Here is a 17,623-nt window from a genome sequence, read left to right as displayed (position 1 = left end):
GAACCTCATGCGTATCCGATCCCTCCACTTCGTACTTGCGGGCATGTTGGGCACCGCCCAGTTCGCCACGCCGGCCTTTGCCCAGTCGACCACCGAAACGCAGGCCGAGACCCCGGCGGCCACGGCCAGCGCCGCACCCAATCCGGCTCCCGTGCATCCCGAGCTTGCAGGCGTGTTCGAGCAGTTCGGCGGCGTCGCCGGGCTGACTGCGCTCAACGAAGAGTTCATGGCGCTGATGCTGGCCGACCCGCGGCTGGAACCGTATTTCCGCAATGTGGACCACCCGCGCGTGACCCGCCAGCTGACCGAACAGTTCTGCGCGGTGCTCGGTGGTGGCTGTACCTACAGCGGCCGCGACATGGTCGAGGCGCATGCGGCGTTCAAGATCGAGCGCGCGCACTTCAATGCGCTGGTGGAAGTGCTGCAGGTCGCGATGAACAAGCGCGGCATCCCGTTCCGCGCGCAGAACAAACTGCTCGCCGTGCTGGCGCCGATGCATCGCGAGATCGTCAACGACTGAGCGATCGCGTGACGCTGCATGCGTGCTTCATGCAGCGTGCGTGGATCAGGGCGTGGCCGGTTCCACCCGGTTGCGCCCGGCGGCCTTGGCGCGATAGAGCGCACCGTCGGCCAGGCTGAGCAGCAGGTCGGCGCAGTCGATGCCATCGGGAACCCGCGACACCGCGCCGATGCTGGCGGTCACCGCCTGGCCATCGGCCTGGCCGTCCAGCGGCGCGATCGCCTGCACGGCGGCGCGCAGGTCTTCCGCCACCGCCATCGTTGCGGCCAGGTCCAGGCCCGGGAGGACCACGCAGAATTCCTCGCCACCATAGCGGGCGGCGACGGCACCGCCGGGCAGCGTGACCAGCATGGCGCGGGCGACCGACTGCAGGCAGAGGTCGCCGGCGGTGTGGCCGTGGCTGTCGTTGATCGCCTTGAAGTGATCCAGGTCCATCAGCAACAAGCCCAGCGGACGCTGCTGTTCGTGGCCATGTCGGCAATGCAGTTCCAGCGCCTCGAACAGGCGCCGACGGTTGCCCAGCCCGGTCAGCGGGTCGGTGTACGACAGCCGGCGCAATTCGTCGTTGGCGCGGCGCAATTCGGTGTCGCTGGCCTGCAGTTGGTTGGTACGCTCGCGGACCATGTCGCGCAGTTGCAGTTCGCGCAGGCGCAACTGGCGTTCGCGCAGTTTGAGTACGCACCAGAACAGGGCCAGCGCGCCCAGCACTTGAAGGGCGCGCGCCAGTGGGGTCTGCCACCAGACGTGCGGCACCTCGACCACCAGCTCCAGCGGCTCCGCCGGTACCCCGGCGAAATCCTGCGCTTCGATGCGCACGCGCTGACGGCCTGCGGGCAGACGCGCGAACGCATGGCTTTCCAGGTGTTCCCAGGACCCGGGCGGACCATCGCCGCCGAGCAGGCTGACCCGATAGCGCGAGGCCGCTTCCTTCTCGCCGGTAAGCAGGTCGTAATGCAGTTCCAGCGCGCTGTCGGCGCGCGGCAGGGCGAGCACGCCATCGACCGCACGCGCCGCCTTGCCGTCCACGCGCAGGCCGTTCAGTTCCAGCGGCGACGGCCGCCGCGGGGTGGTCTCGGGCGGGGTGTAGACCGCAGCGCCACCGACGGTGCCGATCCACACCCGGCCGCGCGCATCGACCTGCAAGGCCTTGCCGTTGCATTCGTCGTGCGGCACGCCGTCCTCGCGGTGGTAGGCGGTGGCGATGTAGCGCTCGCCGACGGGTCGCCAGCTGAAGACCCCGTAATCGGTGCAGACCATGATGTCGCCGCGGCCGTCGCGCACCGCGCCGTAGGCCTTCGGGATCGGCAGCACGGGCAGCGCGGGTTCGCTGACGATGCGTGGTTTGTCCGGGTCGCCCACATCGACGCGGACCAAGCCGCTGCCGCTGCTGCCCATCCACAACACCGGCCGACCTTCGGCATCGGGGATCAGCCGCAGGTCGTAGAAGCGGTCGACCGGCAGGCCGATATCCTTGCCGAAGAAACGCCACTCGCCGCCGCGTCGACGCACCAGGCCCTTGCCGGCGCTGCTGAACCACAGGGTGTCGCCCACCCGCACCGCGGCGTAGACCCAGCCGGGCATGTCGCGGGCGGGCGGGAACCAGTTCCAGCGCTGGCCATCCCAGTGCGCCATGCCCTGTTCGCGGGTGCCGATCCAGACGCCGTCGTCGTCGGCCAGCAGCAGGCTGACCGCATCGCCGGGCAGCTTCTTCCAAGGCGTGGGCAATTCGACGAAGCGGTCGCCCTGCAGCCGGGCGATGTGCCCGCCCCAGGTGCCGATCCACAAGCTGCCCTCGCGGCTGCCGTCTGGCACGCGGCGGATGCTGCGCGCGCTGTCGCTGGGCATGCCGTCGGCGCGGCCGTAGTGGCGCCAGTGGCCGTGTTCGTAACGCGCCAGGCCTTCGCCGTCGCTGGCCAGCCAGGCCCGCTCGCCGCCATCCGCGGCCGGTTCCAACCACACATCCCAGATCCCGTTGCCGCTGCTGCCCAGCCGGCTCACCAGCCGCCAGGGCCCGTCCAGCGGGGTGCGCACCGCGCCGGTGTCGGAGCCCGCCCACATCACCGGCACGCCCTGGCTGGTCCTGGTCAGCGCGAGAGTGCGCACGCGCTCGCGCAATTGCGGGATGCGCGGATCGGCACCGACCCACTCGCGCCCCTCGCGCAGGATCGCCAGCCCGCTGCGGGTGCCGGCCCAGACATCCAGGCCCGCGCCCGGTACCTCGACCAGCACCAGGTCGGAAACGAAGTCGCTGGGCAGGCTGCTGTTGCCGGCATGCCAGCGTGTCCACCTGCCATCGGCCAGGCGCGCCACGCCGCCGCCTTGCAGGGCCAGCCACAACACGGCCGGTTTGCCGGCGCGTGGTTGCAGTTGCAGCGTGCGGATCTCGTCCGTGCGCGGCCCGCTGCCATCGATCGCCACCGGTACGCAGTCGGCCTTGCCCACGCAGCGATGCAGGCCGCCGCCGAAGCTGGCGACCCACAGGGTTTCGGCGATGCCGTCGCCCGCGGGTTGCAGGCCGACATCGAAGACCTCGCGCCCGGCGAGGGAGGCGGGCAGACGTTGCGGCTCCCAGCGCGTGCCGGTCCATTCGGCGATGCCGCTGCCGGTGGCGAACACCCGCGTGTCGCCGTCCTTGCCAAACACGCGCAGGCGCTGAGTGCGATCGCCTCCGAACGGCGAGCCAAGCGAACGCCACTCGCCATCGTGGCGGCGATACACGCCGGCACCATCGACCGAGGCCAGCAGGTCGCCATCGGCGGTACTGGCCAGGCTCAGGATCGGCTTGCCCAGCACGCCGTTGGGACCGGGTTCGGCGACCACGCGGGCCCCGTTGAGTCGGGCGAGGCCACGCATCGTCCCCAGCCAGGCCTGGCCATTGGGCAGTGCGGCGATCGCGTTGACGGTGGGATCGGGCAGGCCTTCACCGGTGTCGTACACGTCGGACGGCAACCAGCCCATCCCGTGCAGATTCGCGTTTGCTGGTGACGCAGGTGCGCCGGCCGACGCAGGCGCCAGACAGGTCAGCAGGACTGCAACGGACAGGGTGCGGCGCATGAGTCTCCGGATTCTCCAAGAATCCACAAGCAAACTCCATGCCACCCGGTGGACAAGCCGACAGGCGGGCTATTCCGGCAGGGCGGTGCGTTGTCGCGGATGTCGTGCATGCTTGCAGGCACCCGCCAACCTGCGCCCGATCCTGCCTGGAGACCACAATGCTCGTCCTCATGAAACACACGGCACTGGCCGTCGCGCTTGCCTGCTTCATCCCCGTCTCCGCCCGCGCCGCGGAACCGCCTGCCGCAGCCGCACAATCGGGCGAGCAATCCGTGACCACCCCGGGCGGCAAGGCGACCTTCCTGCTGCCGGCCGCCTGGGGCAAGACCGTGCAGGGCAATGCGGTGATCGTCACGCCGCCGGAAGCGGACGGCTCGCGCACGGCGATCGTCGACACCGGCGCGGCAACGCCCGACGAGGCCGTCGCCGAAGCGTGGAAGGTGCTCGGCCTGTCGCCCAAGTTCCTGCTCGCCACCGACGCCGCCCGCGCGACGGCTGGGACCAGCGCCGCTTCTACGACTACGACATCCCCGCAAACGCCAAGCGCGTGGTCAATGCCAGCGCCCTCCGCAAGGGCAAGGGCTGGACCGTGGTGGCGATGGACGTGGACCAGGCCATCGGCGAAAAACGTGGCTCCCAGTACGGCAAGATCTTCCAGCGCCTGCAGCCCGCCGGTTACACCCGCGAGACCTTCGCCGGACGCACCGCGCACAAGCTCGATGCCGCCCGCCTGCAACAGGTCAGCGACTTCGTCGAGCAGATGCGCAAGGACTACGAGGTCCCCGGCGTCGCCATTGGCATCGTCCAGGACGGCAAGGTGGTGCTGTCGCGCGGCTTCGGCGTGCGTGAGCTCGGCAAGCTGGACCAGGTCGATGGCGACACCCGCTTCATGATCGCCTCCAACACCAAGGCGCTGACCACGTTGATGCTGGCCAAGCTGGTGGATGCGGGCAAGCTCGACTGGAACGCACGCGCCAAGGACGTGTACCCCACGTTCAAGCTCGGCGACGCGGCCACGACCGACAAGGTGCTGGTCAAGCACCTGATCTGCGCCTGCACCGGCGTGCCGCGCCAGGACATGGAATGGTTGTTCGAAGGCGAGAAGCAGACGCCGGAGACGGTGATGACCACGCTGGGCACCATGCAGCCGACCAGCGGTTTCGGCGAGTTGTTCCAGTACTCGAATCCGATGGCAGCGGCGGCCGGTTACATCGGCGGCCAGGTCGCCTATCCCGGCACCGAGCTGGGCGCCGGCTACGACCAGGCGATGCAGGCGCTGGTGTTCGATCCGTTGGGCATGAACGACACCACGTTCGATTACGCCAAGGCGCAGACCGGCAACTTCGCGGCGCCGCATGGCTACGACATCGGTCACAAGGTCGAGGTCATGGGCATGGGACTGAACAACACCGTCGTGTCGTCGCGCCCCGCAGGCGCGGCCTGGGGCACGGTCAACGACCTGCTGAAATACGTGCAGATGGAGATCGACCACGGCCTGCTGCCGGACGGCACGCGCTACATCGGCGAGGCCGCGCTGCTGCAGCGCCGCGAGCCGCAGATCGCGACCGGCGTGGACCGCAACTACGCGATGGCGCTGGAGGTCAACAAGAGCGACGGCGTCACCGTGATCGACCACGGCGGTGACATGGGCGGCTTCCACTCCAACATGATGTGGTGGCCGGAGCAGAAGGTCGGTGCGGTGATCCTGACCAATGCCGATGAAGGCGTGTACCTGCGCGGCCCGTTCAAGCGCCGGCTGATGGAGCTGATGTTCGATGGCGAGCCACAGGCCCAGCCCGCTGCCGCCGCCACGGTCAAGGCCAACCGCGAGGGCTTCGATGCCTTCGTCAAGCTGATGCAGTGGCCGGCGGATGCCAAGGCGCTGGACGGACTGGCGGCGCGTTATCGCAACGATGCATTGGGCGAAGTCAACGTGACCCGCAAGGACGGCAAGGCCTGGTTCGATGTCGGCGCCTTCAGTTCGGAAGTCGCGACGATGCCGCAGCCGGATGGCAGCCTGGCCTTCGTGACCGTCGACCCGGTTGCGATCGGTTTCATGTTCATCCGTGCCGACAAGGACGGCGTGCGCAAGCTCATCGTGCGCGACGGCCAGCACGAGTACGTCTTCGACGAAGTGAAGTGACGTCGGGTCGCTCCGCCGCTTCGGCGGCGGGGTGGCTCAACCGGCCTTCGGCGCCTTGAAGCCCGCGCAGGGATCCGGCCGCTCGGTGGCCGGGATGCGCTCGATGTCATCGAATGCGGTCGCGTCGGATGCCGGCTCCAGGAAGCCGACCGCACGCGGCGCCATCCCATCGCGGCGCAACCAGAACGGCACCGCGATGTCCTTGCGCACATGCCCGTTGCCGGCGATCAGCACCACGCCGGTCGCGGCATGCGTGCGCATGGTCTCCGCCATCACCACGTCGCGCGCGATCTGCGCCTTCGCCATCGGCGAGACCATCGACTCGGGCAGCGCCCCGCAATGGCTGTCGCGCACTTCGGTTTCCTGAGCGGTGAGCAGCGAAGCGGGCAGGGCGTCCAACTGGTAGCGCGCGATGAGCTCTGCCGGCAACGCGTCGGCGAACCCGCCCTTGACGATCTTCGACGCATCGCCGCGCGACAGGTTGGCCGCGCGCAGCGGCAACTTGTATTCCATGGCCAGCGCGATCACCGGCGTGTAGTACGCCCACGTCCAACCGGACTTCGCGGGTGCCACCTTCGACACGACGCACTCGGCGCTGACGCAGTCGCGCATCGCAGCATCCAGCGCGGCCTGCTGGCCGGTGTCGAACTGTTCCATCGCGATGACCGGCCGCCAGCCGGCTTCGACGCGCTTGCGCAGGATCGCCGCGCGTGCGGCGTGGCCGGCCATGTTGTCGTGGACTTCGCCGAGCAGGAGGAGGTCCGGCCCGGATGGCGGCAGCGCACGGTGGGCACAACCCGCGATGGCGGTCGCCAGCATCATCAAGAGGAATCGCTTCGGCATCATGGTTGCCCTGGCGGTTGTGACTGCGCACCAGCGGATTGCTCCAGCAAGGTCGTGACAAGTCCGATCCTCTCCGCTTCCCCGGCAACAGTGGCGTCGGCCATTGCCAGATAGCGTCGAGCTGCCTCCTGCCAGCCTGCATGGCCGCGATGCTGCTGGACCCGCGCGCGAACGAACCAAGCGCCGGGGTCATCCGGCCATTCGGCTACGAGGCGGTCGCTGCAGTTCTCCATCACCGGCTCCAGCTTCCTGTCGCTGGTGCCGAACGACAGGCACTCCGACATCAGGATGGCCTTGTACTGATGGTCGCCCTTGTACCTGACGCCTCCGCTTTTTGCGTAAGCGACTCCCGTTCCATCGCGCACATTCTGTTCGGCCTGCGACAGGAACCCCTCGATGGCCGGATCGCCCTTGTATTTCTCCTTCAGGAACCGGTAGTCGATGACCGCCCACTCGGGTCGGGCCACGATGTTGAACTGCGCCCGCATGTTGCGGTACGTATCGCCCGGGTCGAAATCGAAGCGCACCGCGGAAGACAGGTAGGCCATCCACAACTCGCGCTCTCCCAGCTCGCCCCACGCAGTGGAAATGACATTCAACAAGTAGGAACTGGGTCCATGGGAGGCGTACTGCTCGAGCCGCCTGACGTCTTCTTCCCCAATAGCTCCGGCGACAAGCAGGTCATAGGCCTTGATCTTGCCAACGACAGTCCCGTGAAGCGGATTCTTCGCACGGTTGGCCTCCAGGAAGCGCATTACCTCGTCGAGTTCTTCTTGACTTCCGCCCCAGCGTGGCTCGGCGGCGCTCCCCCATGCCGCGGAAGCGAAATACGATTCCGGATGCGCCCGTGCGCATGTGCGTCCCTGGGCGATCGCGGAAGCGTTTCCATCGGACAGCATCAACGCGGTGGTGCGCAATGCGCATGCAGCGGACAGGCGAGGCTCCAACTCGTAGGCTTGGCGTAGTTCTTCTGCGGCCGCCTGCGCTTGTTCCGCGGCGGTATCCAGGTCGGCTGGTTCGGTCTGGCGCGCATAAGCGCCCCCGCGCGTGCTGCCTGCCTTCGCCAGCAGGCTTGCCCCGCGTGCCGCGTGGGCAAATGCACTTCGTGGACTGTGCTGCACCCACTTGTCCGCATAGGGTAGTGCGGCACCATCGGAGAAAACGCCGACTGCACGGTTGATACGACCGTCTTTCATGGCGGGCGACGCGTGCGCTTCGTCCATCAACGCGGCGAAACCGGCATCGAATTTCGCAGCTGCGTCCGCGGGAGCTTTCGCCGCGGCACCGTCGTGGATGAATGTCGGGGCAGGTGCCAGCAAGTCGCACCGCGCCCGGATGATTTCGGCCGTCCACTTCACGCCGGGCGGGGCGGGATAGTCCAGGCACCGGCGGACCGCGTCTTGCTCTGCATCAGCGGTCTGCATCCGTGCCAGCAATTTCGTGTACTGGCCGGCATTCTCCTGCGCAGGCTTTCTTGCGGCTTCCGTGGTCGGCACCTGCGGAGAGGCCTGGGTCTGTGGACACCCGGTTACCGGCATTGCCAGCGCGAAGGCAAGCAGCGTGATGCGAATCGGGCGATGAGTCATGGCGTTCGGCGTACGGTGGCGTCCGGGCGATCCTAACCCGCGCGCTACAATCGTGTTTCACCTGAAACGATGTGGATGCGCCCCATGAGCACCCCGGCCGAGACCCTCCCGCAGCAGCAGACGGACGCCAGCCCGCTGCGCTTCGTCACCGCCGCCAGCCTGTTCGACGGCCACGACGCCGCGATCAACATCATGCGCCGGCTGATCCAGGCGCAGGGCGCGGAAGTGGTGCACCTGGGCCACAACCGCAGCGTCGAGGACGTGGTCCGCGCCGCGCTGCAGGAAGACGCCGACGGCATCGCGCTATCCAGCTACCAGGGCGGCCACGTCGAATACCTCAAGTACATGGTCGACATGCTGCGCGAGCGCGACGCCGGCCACGTCAAGGTCTTCGCGGGCGGCGGCGGCACGATTACCCCGGAAGAAATCCGCGAACTCGAAGCCTACGGCGTCGAGCGCATCTACCACCCCAACGACGGCATGAAGATGGGGCTGGTGGAAATGATCGAGGACGTGGTCGCGCGCGCCGGCGAAGGAAGAGAAAACCGGGGTCAGAGTCGACTTTCGTCAAGCCATGCATCAAGCGATCCGGACGGTCTGTCGAAAGTCGACTCTGACCCCGGTTTTCAGAACGAAATCGCCATCGGCCGCGTGCTGTCCGCGCTCGAGGACGGCGACTACGCCGACGCCGAACTCTCGCGCCTGCGCAAGGAATGGCAGCTGGCCGGCGGCAAGACCCCGGTCATCGGCATCACCGGCACCGGCGGCGCCGGCAAGTCCTCGGTGACCGATGAACTGCTCAACCGTTTCCTCGCCAGCTTCCCGAAGATGCACATCGCGGTGATCAGCGTCGATCCCACGAGGCGCCGCACCGGTGGCGCGCTGCTGGGCGACCGCATCCGCATGAATTCGCTGCGCAGCCATCGCGTGTACATGCGCTCGATGGCCACCCGCCGGCAGAACGTGGCGACCAACGCGGTGCTCAAGGACTGCATCGGCTTCCTCAAGTCGCTGGGCTATGACCTGGTTATCGTGGAAACCGCCGGCATCGGCCAGAGCGATTCGGAGATCGTCGACCTGGTCGATTTCCCGATGTACGTGATGACCAGCGACTACGGCGCGGCCAGCCAGCTGGAGAAGATCGACATGATCGACTTCGCCGAACTGATCGTGCTCAACAAGTACGACAAGCGCGGCGCCGAGGACGCGCTGCGCGACATCCGCAAGCAGTGGAAGCGCAACCGCGTCGCGTTCCAGACCGCCGATGTCGACGTGCCGGTGTATCCCACGATTGCCTCCCAGTTCAACGACCCCGGCATCAGCTGGATGTTCGCCAACCTGTGCCGCCTGCTGCGCGAGAAGGTCGGCGTGGCGTGGACGCCGAGCCTCGACACCAGCCTCAAGGAACCGCGCGCCACCGTGCTGATCCCGGGCGCGCGAGTGCGTTACCTGGCGGAGATCGCCGAGCAGGGCCGCGCCATCAACCGCCGCATCGAGACCCAGGCCGAGATCGCCGACCGCGCGCAGTCGCTGTGGCAGGCGCTGCAGGAGATCGGCGATGACAAGTTGCCCGCACAGCTCGCGCTGTATGCCGACGACGCCCTGACCGGAGAGGGCGACCGCAGCCTGCTCACCCTGCGCCAGCGCTACAACGACGCCGTCCAGTCGCTCGGCAACGACTCCCTCAAGCTGCTGCGCGAATGGCCCGCACGCCTGAAGTCGATCACCGATGAAGTCACCGAGTACCAGGTGCGCGACAAGACCATCCGCGTCGACAACTACCGCACCTCGCTCAGCCACCAGCCGATCCCGAAGATCGCCGCGCCCACCTATCGCAGCTGGGGTGAGCTGCTGACCTTCCTCGGCAAGGAAAACCTGCCGGGCAGCTACCCGTACACCGGCGGCGTGTATCCGTACCGCCGCACCGGCGAAGACCCGATCCGCATGTTCGCGGGCGAGGGTACGCCGGAGCGCACCAACCGCCGCTTCCATTACCTCAGCGTCGGCCAGCCCGCCGCGCGCCTGTCCACCGCCTTCGACAGCGTGACCCTGTACGGCGAAGACCCGGCGCCGCGCCCAGACATCTACGGCAAGATCGGCAACTCCGGGGTCAACATCCCCACCCTGGACGACATGAAGAAGCTGTACTCCGGCTTCGACCTGTGCGCGCCCAGCACCAGCGTGTCGATGACCATCAACGGCCCGGCGCCGATGATCCTGGCGATGTTCATGAACTGCGCCATCGACCAGCAGGTGGAGAAATACCTGAAGGCCGACGACGCCCGCTGGGCCGCCGCCCAGTCTAGACTCGATGAGCTGTTCGCAGGAAAAGCACGACCGCAGTATTCCGGCGAGCTACCGCCGACCAACGACGGCCTGGGCCTTGGCCTGCTCGGCGTGTCCGGCGACCAGCTGGTCGATGCCGACACCTACGCGCGCATCAAGGCGCAGACGCTCAGCACCGTGCGCGGCACCGTGCAGGCGGACATCCTCAAGGAAGACCAGGCGCAGAACACCTGCATCTTCAGCACCGAGTTCGCGCTGCGGATGATGGGCGACATCCAGCAGTACTTCGTGGACAACGCCGTCCGAAATTTCTACTCGGTCAGCATTTCCGGCTACCACATCGCCGAGGCCGGGGCGAACCCGATCAGCCAGCTCGCCTTCACCCTGAGCAACGGCTTCACCATCGTGGAGTACTACCTGGCGCGCGGCATGAAGATCGACGACTTCGCGCCCAACCTGTCGTTCTTCTTCAGCAACGGCATGGACCCGGAGTACACCGTGATCGGCCGCGTGGCCCGCCGCATCTGGGCGCGCGCCATGCGCGAGCGCTACGGCGCGTCCAGCCGCAGCCAGATGATGAAGTACCACATCCAGACCAGCGGCCGCTCCCTGCACGCGCAGGAGATCCAGTTCAACGACATCCGCACCACGCTGCAGGCGCTGTATGCGCTGTTCGACAACTGCAACAGCCTGCACACCAACGCCTACGACGAAGCCATCACCACGCCCACCGAGGAAAGCGTGCGCCGCGCGGTTGCCATCCAGATGATCATCAACAAGGAACTGGGGCTCAACTTCATCGAGAACCCCTGGCAGGGCAGCTTCGCCGTGGACTACCTCACCGACCTGGTGGAGGAAGCGGTGTACAGGGAGTTCGAGGCCATCAGCGAGCGCGGTGGCGTGCTGGGCGCGATGGACACCATGTACCAGCGCGGCAAGATCCAGGAAGAGTCGCTGTACTACGAGCACAAGAAGCACGACGGCAGCCTGCCGCTGGTGGGCGTCAACACCTTCCTGCCGAAGGAACACGCCGGCGAGATCGCCACCGAGATCGAGCTGATCCGCAGCACCGAGGAAGAGAAGGGACAGCAGATCGCGAACGTGGCGAACTGGCAGAAGGCGCGGAATGCGCTGGCGCCGTCAGGGGAGACCTCGCATTCGCATATGGCGGATGCCGATGAGGTTGTTGAGCCTGAGGTCCATGATGGTCACGGGCTGGGGTATCTGCAGCAGACGGCGCGTGACCGCAGGAATGTGTTTGCGGCGTTGATGGAGGCGGTGAAGACGCATTCGTTGGGGCAGATCAGCCATGCGTTGTACGATGTGGGTGGGGAGTACCGGCGGAATATGTGAAGTATTTACAGGCAGGAATACAAAAGGCCGCCCAACAGGCGGCCTTTTTTTTGCGCGGACTGGGCTTGGTTGCGCACAAAGAGAAATGATCTCGAGCTGCTTTCTTACGATGGCCTTGAGTTTCGCGGTTGCACGCCGTACATATCTATGTACTCAAGAGGAGGGGGAAGTTATGTCAGGGAATCAGCCAACACTGGGGCAAGCAATAGATCAAATCCTTGGGGCCCTGGGGCCATTGGATGATGGCGCACGGCGTACCGCACTGGCCGCGGCATGCATGCAGTTAGATATCTCGCCTGCCGATTTCCGCACGTCAGGCGTGAAAGGAGCTGGCGGCGCGTTAAATCATCCCACTCAGATGCACGATCACTCTTCCGGTTCGGTGAGTTTTGAGGTTCCAGCACGTCACCAAGAAAAGCAGGTCGATATCCGCGCATTTAAGGAACAGAAGAAGCCCACCAGTGCGCGCCAGATGGCGTGCGTTGTGAGCTTCTATTTACAGGAGCTTGCCCCCGTAAACGAGCGAAAAGACACAATTAATACGCAGGACCTTGAAAAGTACTTCAAGCAAGCTGGCTTCAAGCTACCTGGCAAGATTAATCAAATCCTTTCAGATGCGAAGTTGGCAGGTTATTTCGATCTCCAATCGCGAGGCGAGTACAAGTTGAACGCCGTGGGTTACAACTTGGTGGCGCACAACTTGCCTAACGGTGTTGAGTAGAAATGTCTACTCATGTCACTAGCTTCATTTCAGAGATAGAGAAACTACGAAAGGCGCTGAACGCATTGGGCGGTGGGCAAGTGCATTCCGCAAAAACCAGAGGTGAGCTTCGGGCATTGGCTGAACGATATTTCGCGGATATTCGGCCATCTTTGATTGATCATTCCGATGATCAGATTCATATCGCGGCAGTAAACTCTGCGATGCAAAGTCTGGTTGAAATTTGCCATAAGCGCGGTGTGTCTGCTTCGTACATTGATCTGCTGCGCAACGCGAAAGGGCATCTGATTCACCTCGATAGCGCACTAATTTCATCGGGTCACCAACAGTCTGGTGCACAGCAAGAAAGAACGCCTACTGATATCCGCATAATCACGACGCTGCGAGCGCTTGTGCCGAGCGCGGCTCTTTCCTACGAACAAGCGTTGCAGGATCTGACCCAGCCTGAACGCCTCTCATGGCGAGGTCCCGCGACAGATCTTCGAGAAGCGTTGCGCGAAACCTTGGACCGCCTCGCACCGGACGACGAGGTCAAGGCGACCCCCGGCTACAAAGATGAGCCAGACGCGCGAGGGCCGACCATGAAGCAAAAAGTGCGCTTCATATTGCGCAATCGTCAAGCATCGAAGGCACTTGCAGCAACTACTGAAGATGCCACCAAGTCCGTCGATGAGGCCATCGGGTCATTCGTGAGGTCGGTCTACACTCGTTCTTCAGTCTCAACACATACACCGACCGAAAAGGGCGAAGTTCTCCGCGTCCTTGATCTCGTACGCGTTGTTTTGAGCGAGCTACTTGAAGTTAGGTGAGTCTTCCAGGCGAAGTGTAAAAAAGGGCTCAGAGTCGACTTTTTCAGAGTTCAAGTAGGATTAGGTTGGCCGGTGCAAAATCGACAATGACCGTTGGGACCCTTTTTGATTGAAAAGGGCGTCATGGTAGTTTCTCTAACGATGTTTCGATTTGAGATGAAATGAATCCGCAAGATTTGAATGTTCCCGGATATGAGTTGCTCGAGGTGCTTGGGCGAGGCGCAAACGCCACTGTTTACTTAGCGCAAGACGAACGGCTCAATCGAAAAGTCGCGGTTAAAGTTTGGAACCGGCGCGGAGAGAAGCGCGCCCAGCAGGAGGCGTCGAAGATCGCCAGTTTCAGCCATCATCTCATTGTGGCTACGTTTTTGTTTGGACGAGTAGGCAAACGCCCATTCTGCGTTATGGAATATGTAGCTGGTAAGGACGGGAAATCTTGGCTGCGCGCGGGCCCTCCACTTTCGGAGCGCTTGGAAATTTGGCGGCAGTACACCACTGCGTTGAGGCATATTCACCACGTCGGCGCAGTGCACGGAGATCCGCATCTAGGCAATATTCTTATTCGCCTAGACGTGTCTAGACAAGATTCGCGCGAGTCTCTGAGCTTAAAGCTAGCTGATGCGGGTACAAGTCGCTACTGGAATGATCACACTGAGTTCGACCAGAGAGAGGCTGATCTGATTCTCGAGACGGCGAGTCGAATTTTTGTGGCTGAGAGTTTCGATGCGCTATGGATTCACCCTCAGGCGTTTGGTTATGGACACTCGCTTGATGTTCTGGATGAGTGTGCCAAATACCTTTCAATTGCATTTCAAAATGCGGATCAGGATATGCAGGCGTTGGTTGCTACCAATTTGGCGGACCTGATTTATAGGTATCCGTTTTTTGACATTGAAACGGTGATCGCTCAAGTCCAACAGTCAGGAGTTACCACAGGGCAGAGGCTGGTGCGGCGATTGAACGCTAAGCTTCATCGAATCACTAATGTTCTTGATGCTGCGACGGAGTGGACTCCGGAGTCGCGAGAGATTTACTCCGATTTGTCGGTTCGACGGGCGTACGAAATCAAAATGATTTCAGGTTAACCGGTTCCGTTTCGGTGAAGGGGAAAAAGGTACGAAAAACAGCGAAGAAAAGGGACGGAGGGAATTAAGCGATCTTAATTTCCTCCGTCCCCTCTTTAATCGAACCGTACGAACAGCAGCGCTCCCGACTCGACACGGCGGCGGTCACTCGAGTGGCGATTTTCCAATCTTGCATCCGGTCACGCGAGTGGAGCACGTTCCGCTCGTGAGGTCGACGTCTGTTCCGGCATTAACCACTACCCACTAAGGATCATCATCGATGGGCTTCATGAATCGAACGTTCTATCTAAGCCTTCTCGTGTGCCTCGCTTGCGGGTGTGGCAAAAGTGTCGAGGACAAGGAAGCCGAGTTTTCGGGCTACCGAGACGCAGCCGAGATGAAGAGCGATTCGGCGCAACGAAACGAAAATCGAACGGACTTTTCGACCCATCCACTGACAACTCTGAAAGGGCGGCAGTTTTTTTCGGATTTCGCAAGCAAGATGGACAGGCGTTTCGCGTTCAGGAAGGACGGCCGGCTAACGACTATCGCGGTGATCGCACGATATTTGAAGAACTACGAGGGGGAGTCATTTCCCATGCTCTACGTTGCGGGCACGGTGCGTGACCCTGGCGGAGAACCTGCCGACTTCGCCTGGATTTACGACGTGTACGGAGCGTCGCACAACCTCGTGCATACGGCGTTGGGTGATTTCTATCTGGAAAAGTGCGGGCCGTCGGCGGGTAACGAGGATGTGCTCAGAACCTCTGACGTGTGCTTGAAGATAAGGCCAAACGCGGCGGAGTTCAGCACGAGGCGCGCCGTGAATATCTACTCGCAACTTTCCTACTGGCAGGCTGATCCATTTACTCCCGCTGATCGGAGCGCCATTGAATCCCACATCGCATTGTTCGAGCCGTCCTACGCCGGTAATAATGGCGAGCTGGAACGCAGGTAGTCGTCCTTATGGGGAGTGACGGCGCGTGGTTCACCGCTGTGGCGGACGTAAAAAAGGGGTCAGGTACATTTATCGCTAACTTTATAGAGTTTGGTATGCATACAAATGCCACACTCTGAATATTTGATAGCTGTTCCGTCGGCAGAACCGAGAAAGAAATAACGTGACGTCTTCTTGCAGCCCCATAAGACGAACATCAAAAAGGACTTAATCATGATAAAAATAACCGCCCTTCCCGGCTTGTTGTGTTTAGCAGCATGCGGGCAGCAAAATTCAGGTTTAGAGCAAAACGTGGGCAGTCAATCAGCGACGCCGTCGCAAAAAGCATCCCAGCAAGAAGCGAGTCTAAAGCAGCAAGAAGCAAGTCAAAAGCAGCAAGAAGCAAGTCTAAAGCAGAAAGAAACAGAGGCAGAAAAAGCCCTCCAAGAGATTTTAGAGAGAAATCTCCCCAACTTATCCCATCAGGAAAGACAAGAAGTTTACAAGAACGAAGCTCGCACTGATCGCCCAACAAAGCGGGGCCTTCAAATTAATAAAGAGTTCGCACTTTTTGTCGTGCGCAATATGCCTCCAAGCCGTTATGGGTCAGAGTACGACCGCCTCGAAAGAGAGGAGAGAGTGAATTCCATCAACAAAATCAAAGAAACGCAGGTGGATATTCAAAAGTACAAAGTCTTCGAGAATGAAGCAGAGCGCGAAGCCTACATAGAAAGCCAATCTCGCCAGCGCGAGATCCGATATCAGAAAAGTGTGGGTCGGGCACTGACAGAGCAAGAAAAAGAATACATGCGCAGTTCAGCCGAAGACGATGCGCGTGAATCCGAAGAAAAGATCAAAATATACCGAGAGGAAGAGGCACAGAGATTGGCTCCACGCACCCTTCCTTACACAGACGCGGCAGGCCGAGCGGCATATGTCAAGCAAAAACAAGAGCAATTTTTGGCGCACTATCAGTCGCTGAACCGAGGCGGCGGGCCTGTCAGTGAGGAGCAAAAAAAACACATTTTTCGAGAGGCAGAGGTCACCGTGCAAATAGAGGAATTGCGGGCCAAAAAATAACACGACGCAAACCCGACACCACACGTCTCACAGGGGTAAACTTAGGCGGCACGCTGCGATAGAAGTGGCCGCTTTTTTTGGGAACGTAAACGGGATCAGGTTCAGTTATCGATGCCAGTGGTCTTGCGTGCTGGCCGATGCGCGGGTCGGGCGGAAAGGAAAAACAGGGGTCAGAGTCGACTTTTTCAGAGTCCCGGCAGGCTTAGGCTGTCTGAGCCCGTAGCCGAAATCTGAGTCCCGATCTCCTTTCTTTTCTGGGTCGCCCGATCCGCTGTGGTCCGACGCTGCGGCCAAGCTGCGCTTCGATGGCTTCACGGAATCGATTCGAGCCATAGGCGTGTTGCCGCTGCAGGTGGCGGCGGATGGTTTCGACATCGGCGGGATCCACCGACAAAAGGGGACGGAGGGAATTAAGCGCGCTTAATTCCCTCCGTCCCCTTTTGAAAGGGCAGGGCGGCCGCGAGGTTTGAGTTCTACCGGGCGATTCAAGGTTTTTTCCAGAATGGCCTGGAAACGAGGATGGCCCAGAGCCTTCTCCTGCCTCATGTGCGCGCGGATTCGGGTCAGTTCTTCGTCGTCTGTTCCTGACATAAGCCAAGCCTGATAGGTGTGGGCCCGTGCCGCGGGCGTATCGCCAAGCGAGAGATAAAGCGCATGTGGGGTCATCAGAGCGTCTGGCCTGAGGCCAAGGTGCATGTGCACGCTTGACCACCGGTGCGCCTCGGGCAAATCGACCATTGCAGCCCGTACCGGGTTGAGCTCGATGTAGCGAATGACGCGAAGGGTGTAGGCATCGGAATCGACCAGGCTGGATTTGTAGCGTCCTTGCCAGAGCGTGCCGATGCGTCCATGGCGCTGGTTGAATGCTTGAACGTAGGCCTGTCCGATGCCGCGCATGGCACGCGAGATGGCACCGGCCTGTGCGGCATGCAGCAGCAGGTGCACATGGTTGTCCATCAGCACGTAGGCGTGAACGAGTACGTCGTGCTTCGTGCATGCCTCGCGCAGGAGCCGCCGATAGTGGTGACGGTCCTCGTCGTCGAGGAAGATCGCGCAGCGGTTCACCCCTCGCTGGGTGACATGCATGGGAATGCCGGGAACTTCGATTCTGGCTTGGCGTGGCATCGCGCTGACCTTGTCGGGATGCTCGCAGTCTCCGTCGCCAAGTGGCCGGCCGACATCGGTGAGATGCCGGTTCGTCGGTAGGGGATCGCTTAATCCCCTCCG

Annotated in this window: 12 protein-coding genes; 8 read left to right on the top strand and 4 right to left on the bottom strand. The window is 62.6% G+C overall.

Annotated features, from left to right (window positions below; genetic code table 11):
- Positions 1–7: 7 nt before the first annotated feature.
- Positions 8–520: a group I truncated hemoglobin gene (locus H9L16_RS14355; protein WP_223158152.1), complete on the top strand. Its 513-nt coding sequence runs from the start codon at positions 8–10 to the stop codon at positions 518–520.
- A 45-nt stretch (positions 521–565) separates the two neighbouring features.
- Here the strand turns inward: H9L16_RS14355 and H9L16_RS14350 are convergent, their stop codons facing one another.
- A complete protein-coding gene (locus H9L16_RS14350; protein WP_187552328.1) occupies positions 566–3,574 on the bottom strand; it encodes a ligand-binding sensor domain-containing diguanylate cyclase in 3,009 nt (1,002 codons plus the stop codon).
- A gap of 433 nt (positions 3,575–4,007) precedes the next feature.
- Between H9L16_RS14350 and H9L16_RS14345 the strand changes: the two genes are divergently transcribed.
- Positions 4,008–5,717 carry a serine hydrolase domain-containing protein gene (locus H9L16_RS14345; protein ID WP_187552327.1) on the top strand — a complete coding sequence of 570 codons (1,710 nt, stop codon included), beginning with the start codon at positions 4,008–4,010 and terminating at the stop codon, positions 5,715–5,717.
- A 36-nt stretch (positions 5,718–5,753) separates the two neighbouring features.
- On the opposite strand, the gene H9L16_RS14340 is transcribed toward H9L16_RS14345, so the two are convergent.
- Both H9L16_RS14340 and H9L16_RS14335 read right to left on the bottom strand, forming a co-directional pair.
- Positions 5,754–6,560: a ChaN family lipoprotein gene (locus H9L16_RS14340; RefSeq protein ID WP_187552326.1), complete on the bottom strand. Its 807-nt coding sequence runs from the start codon at positions 6,558–6,560 to the stop codon at positions 5,754–5,756.
- Entirely contained in the window at positions 6,560–8,146 is a 1,587-nt protein-coding gene (locus tag H9L16_RS14335) for a tetratricopeptide repeat protein (protein ID WP_187552325.1), read from the bottom strand. Before H9L16_RS14335 ends, H9L16_RS14340 begins: the two co-directional genes overlap by 1 nt.
- Before the next feature lie 84 nt (positions 8,147–8,230).
- Between H9L16_RS14335 and H9L16_RS14330 the strand changes: the two genes are divergently transcribed.
- The 6 genes from H9L16_RS14330 (at position 8,231) to H9L16_RS14305 (ending at position 16,396) form a co-directional block, all read left to right on the top strand.
- Entirely contained in the window at positions 8,231–11,785 is a 3,555-nt protein-coding gene (locus H9L16_RS14330; RefSeq protein ID WP_187552324.1) for a methylmalonyl-CoA mutase family protein, read from the top strand.
- A gap of 172 nt (positions 11,786–11,957) precedes the next feature.
- On the top strand, positions 11,958–12,506 hold the full coding sequence (locus tag H9L16_RS14325) for a hypothetical protein (protein WP_187552323.1): 549 nt from the start codon (positions 11,958–11,960) through the stop codon (positions 12,504–12,506).
- Between the two features lie 2 nt (positions 12,507–12,508).
- Positions 12,509–13,315 carry a pPIWI-associating nuclease domain-containing protein gene (locus H9L16_RS14320; RefSeq protein ID WP_187552322.1) on the top strand — a complete coding sequence of 269 codons (807 nt, stop codon included), beginning with the start codon at positions 12,509–12,511 and terminating at the stop codon, positions 13,313–13,315.
- 161 nt (positions 13,316–13,476) lie between these two features.
- Positions 13,477–14,400, top strand: a complete 924-nt coding sequence (locus tag H9L16_RS14315; RefSeq protein WP_187552321.1) for a protein kinase domain-containing protein — start codon at positions 13,477–13,479, stop codon at positions 14,398–14,400.
- A gap of 259 nt (positions 14,401–14,659) precedes the next feature.
- Positions 14,660–15,337 carry a hypothetical protein gene (locus H9L16_RS14310; RefSeq protein ID WP_187552320.1) on the top strand — a complete coding sequence of 226 codons (678 nt, stop codon included), beginning with the start codon at positions 14,660–14,662 and terminating at the stop codon, positions 15,335–15,337.
- Positions 15,338–15,550: 213 nt separating this feature from the next.
- Entirely contained in the window at positions 15,551–16,396 is an 846-nt protein-coding gene (locus H9L16_RS14305) for a hypothetical protein (RefSeq protein WP_187552319.1), read from the top strand.
- A gap of 420 nt (positions 16,397–16,816) precedes the next feature.
- On the opposite strand, the gene H9L16_RS14300 is transcribed toward H9L16_RS14305, so the two are convergent.
- Complete coding sequence (locus H9L16_RS14300; protein WP_187552318.1) at positions 16,817–17,521, bottom strand: transposase; 705 nt, start codon at positions 17,519–17,521, stop codon at positions 16,817–16,819.
- Positions 17,522–17,623: the final 102 nt, after the last annotated feature.

Source organism: Thermomonas carbonis (assembly GCF_014396975.1).
In the GTDB taxonomy this organism is placed as follows: domain Bacteria; phylum Pseudomonadota; class Gammaproteobacteria; order Xanthomonadales; family Xanthomonadaceae; genus Thermomonas; species Thermomonas carbonis.
Note: the sequence above shows the minus strand (reverse complement) of the source record. Positions and strands in the feature narration are given on the sequence as shown.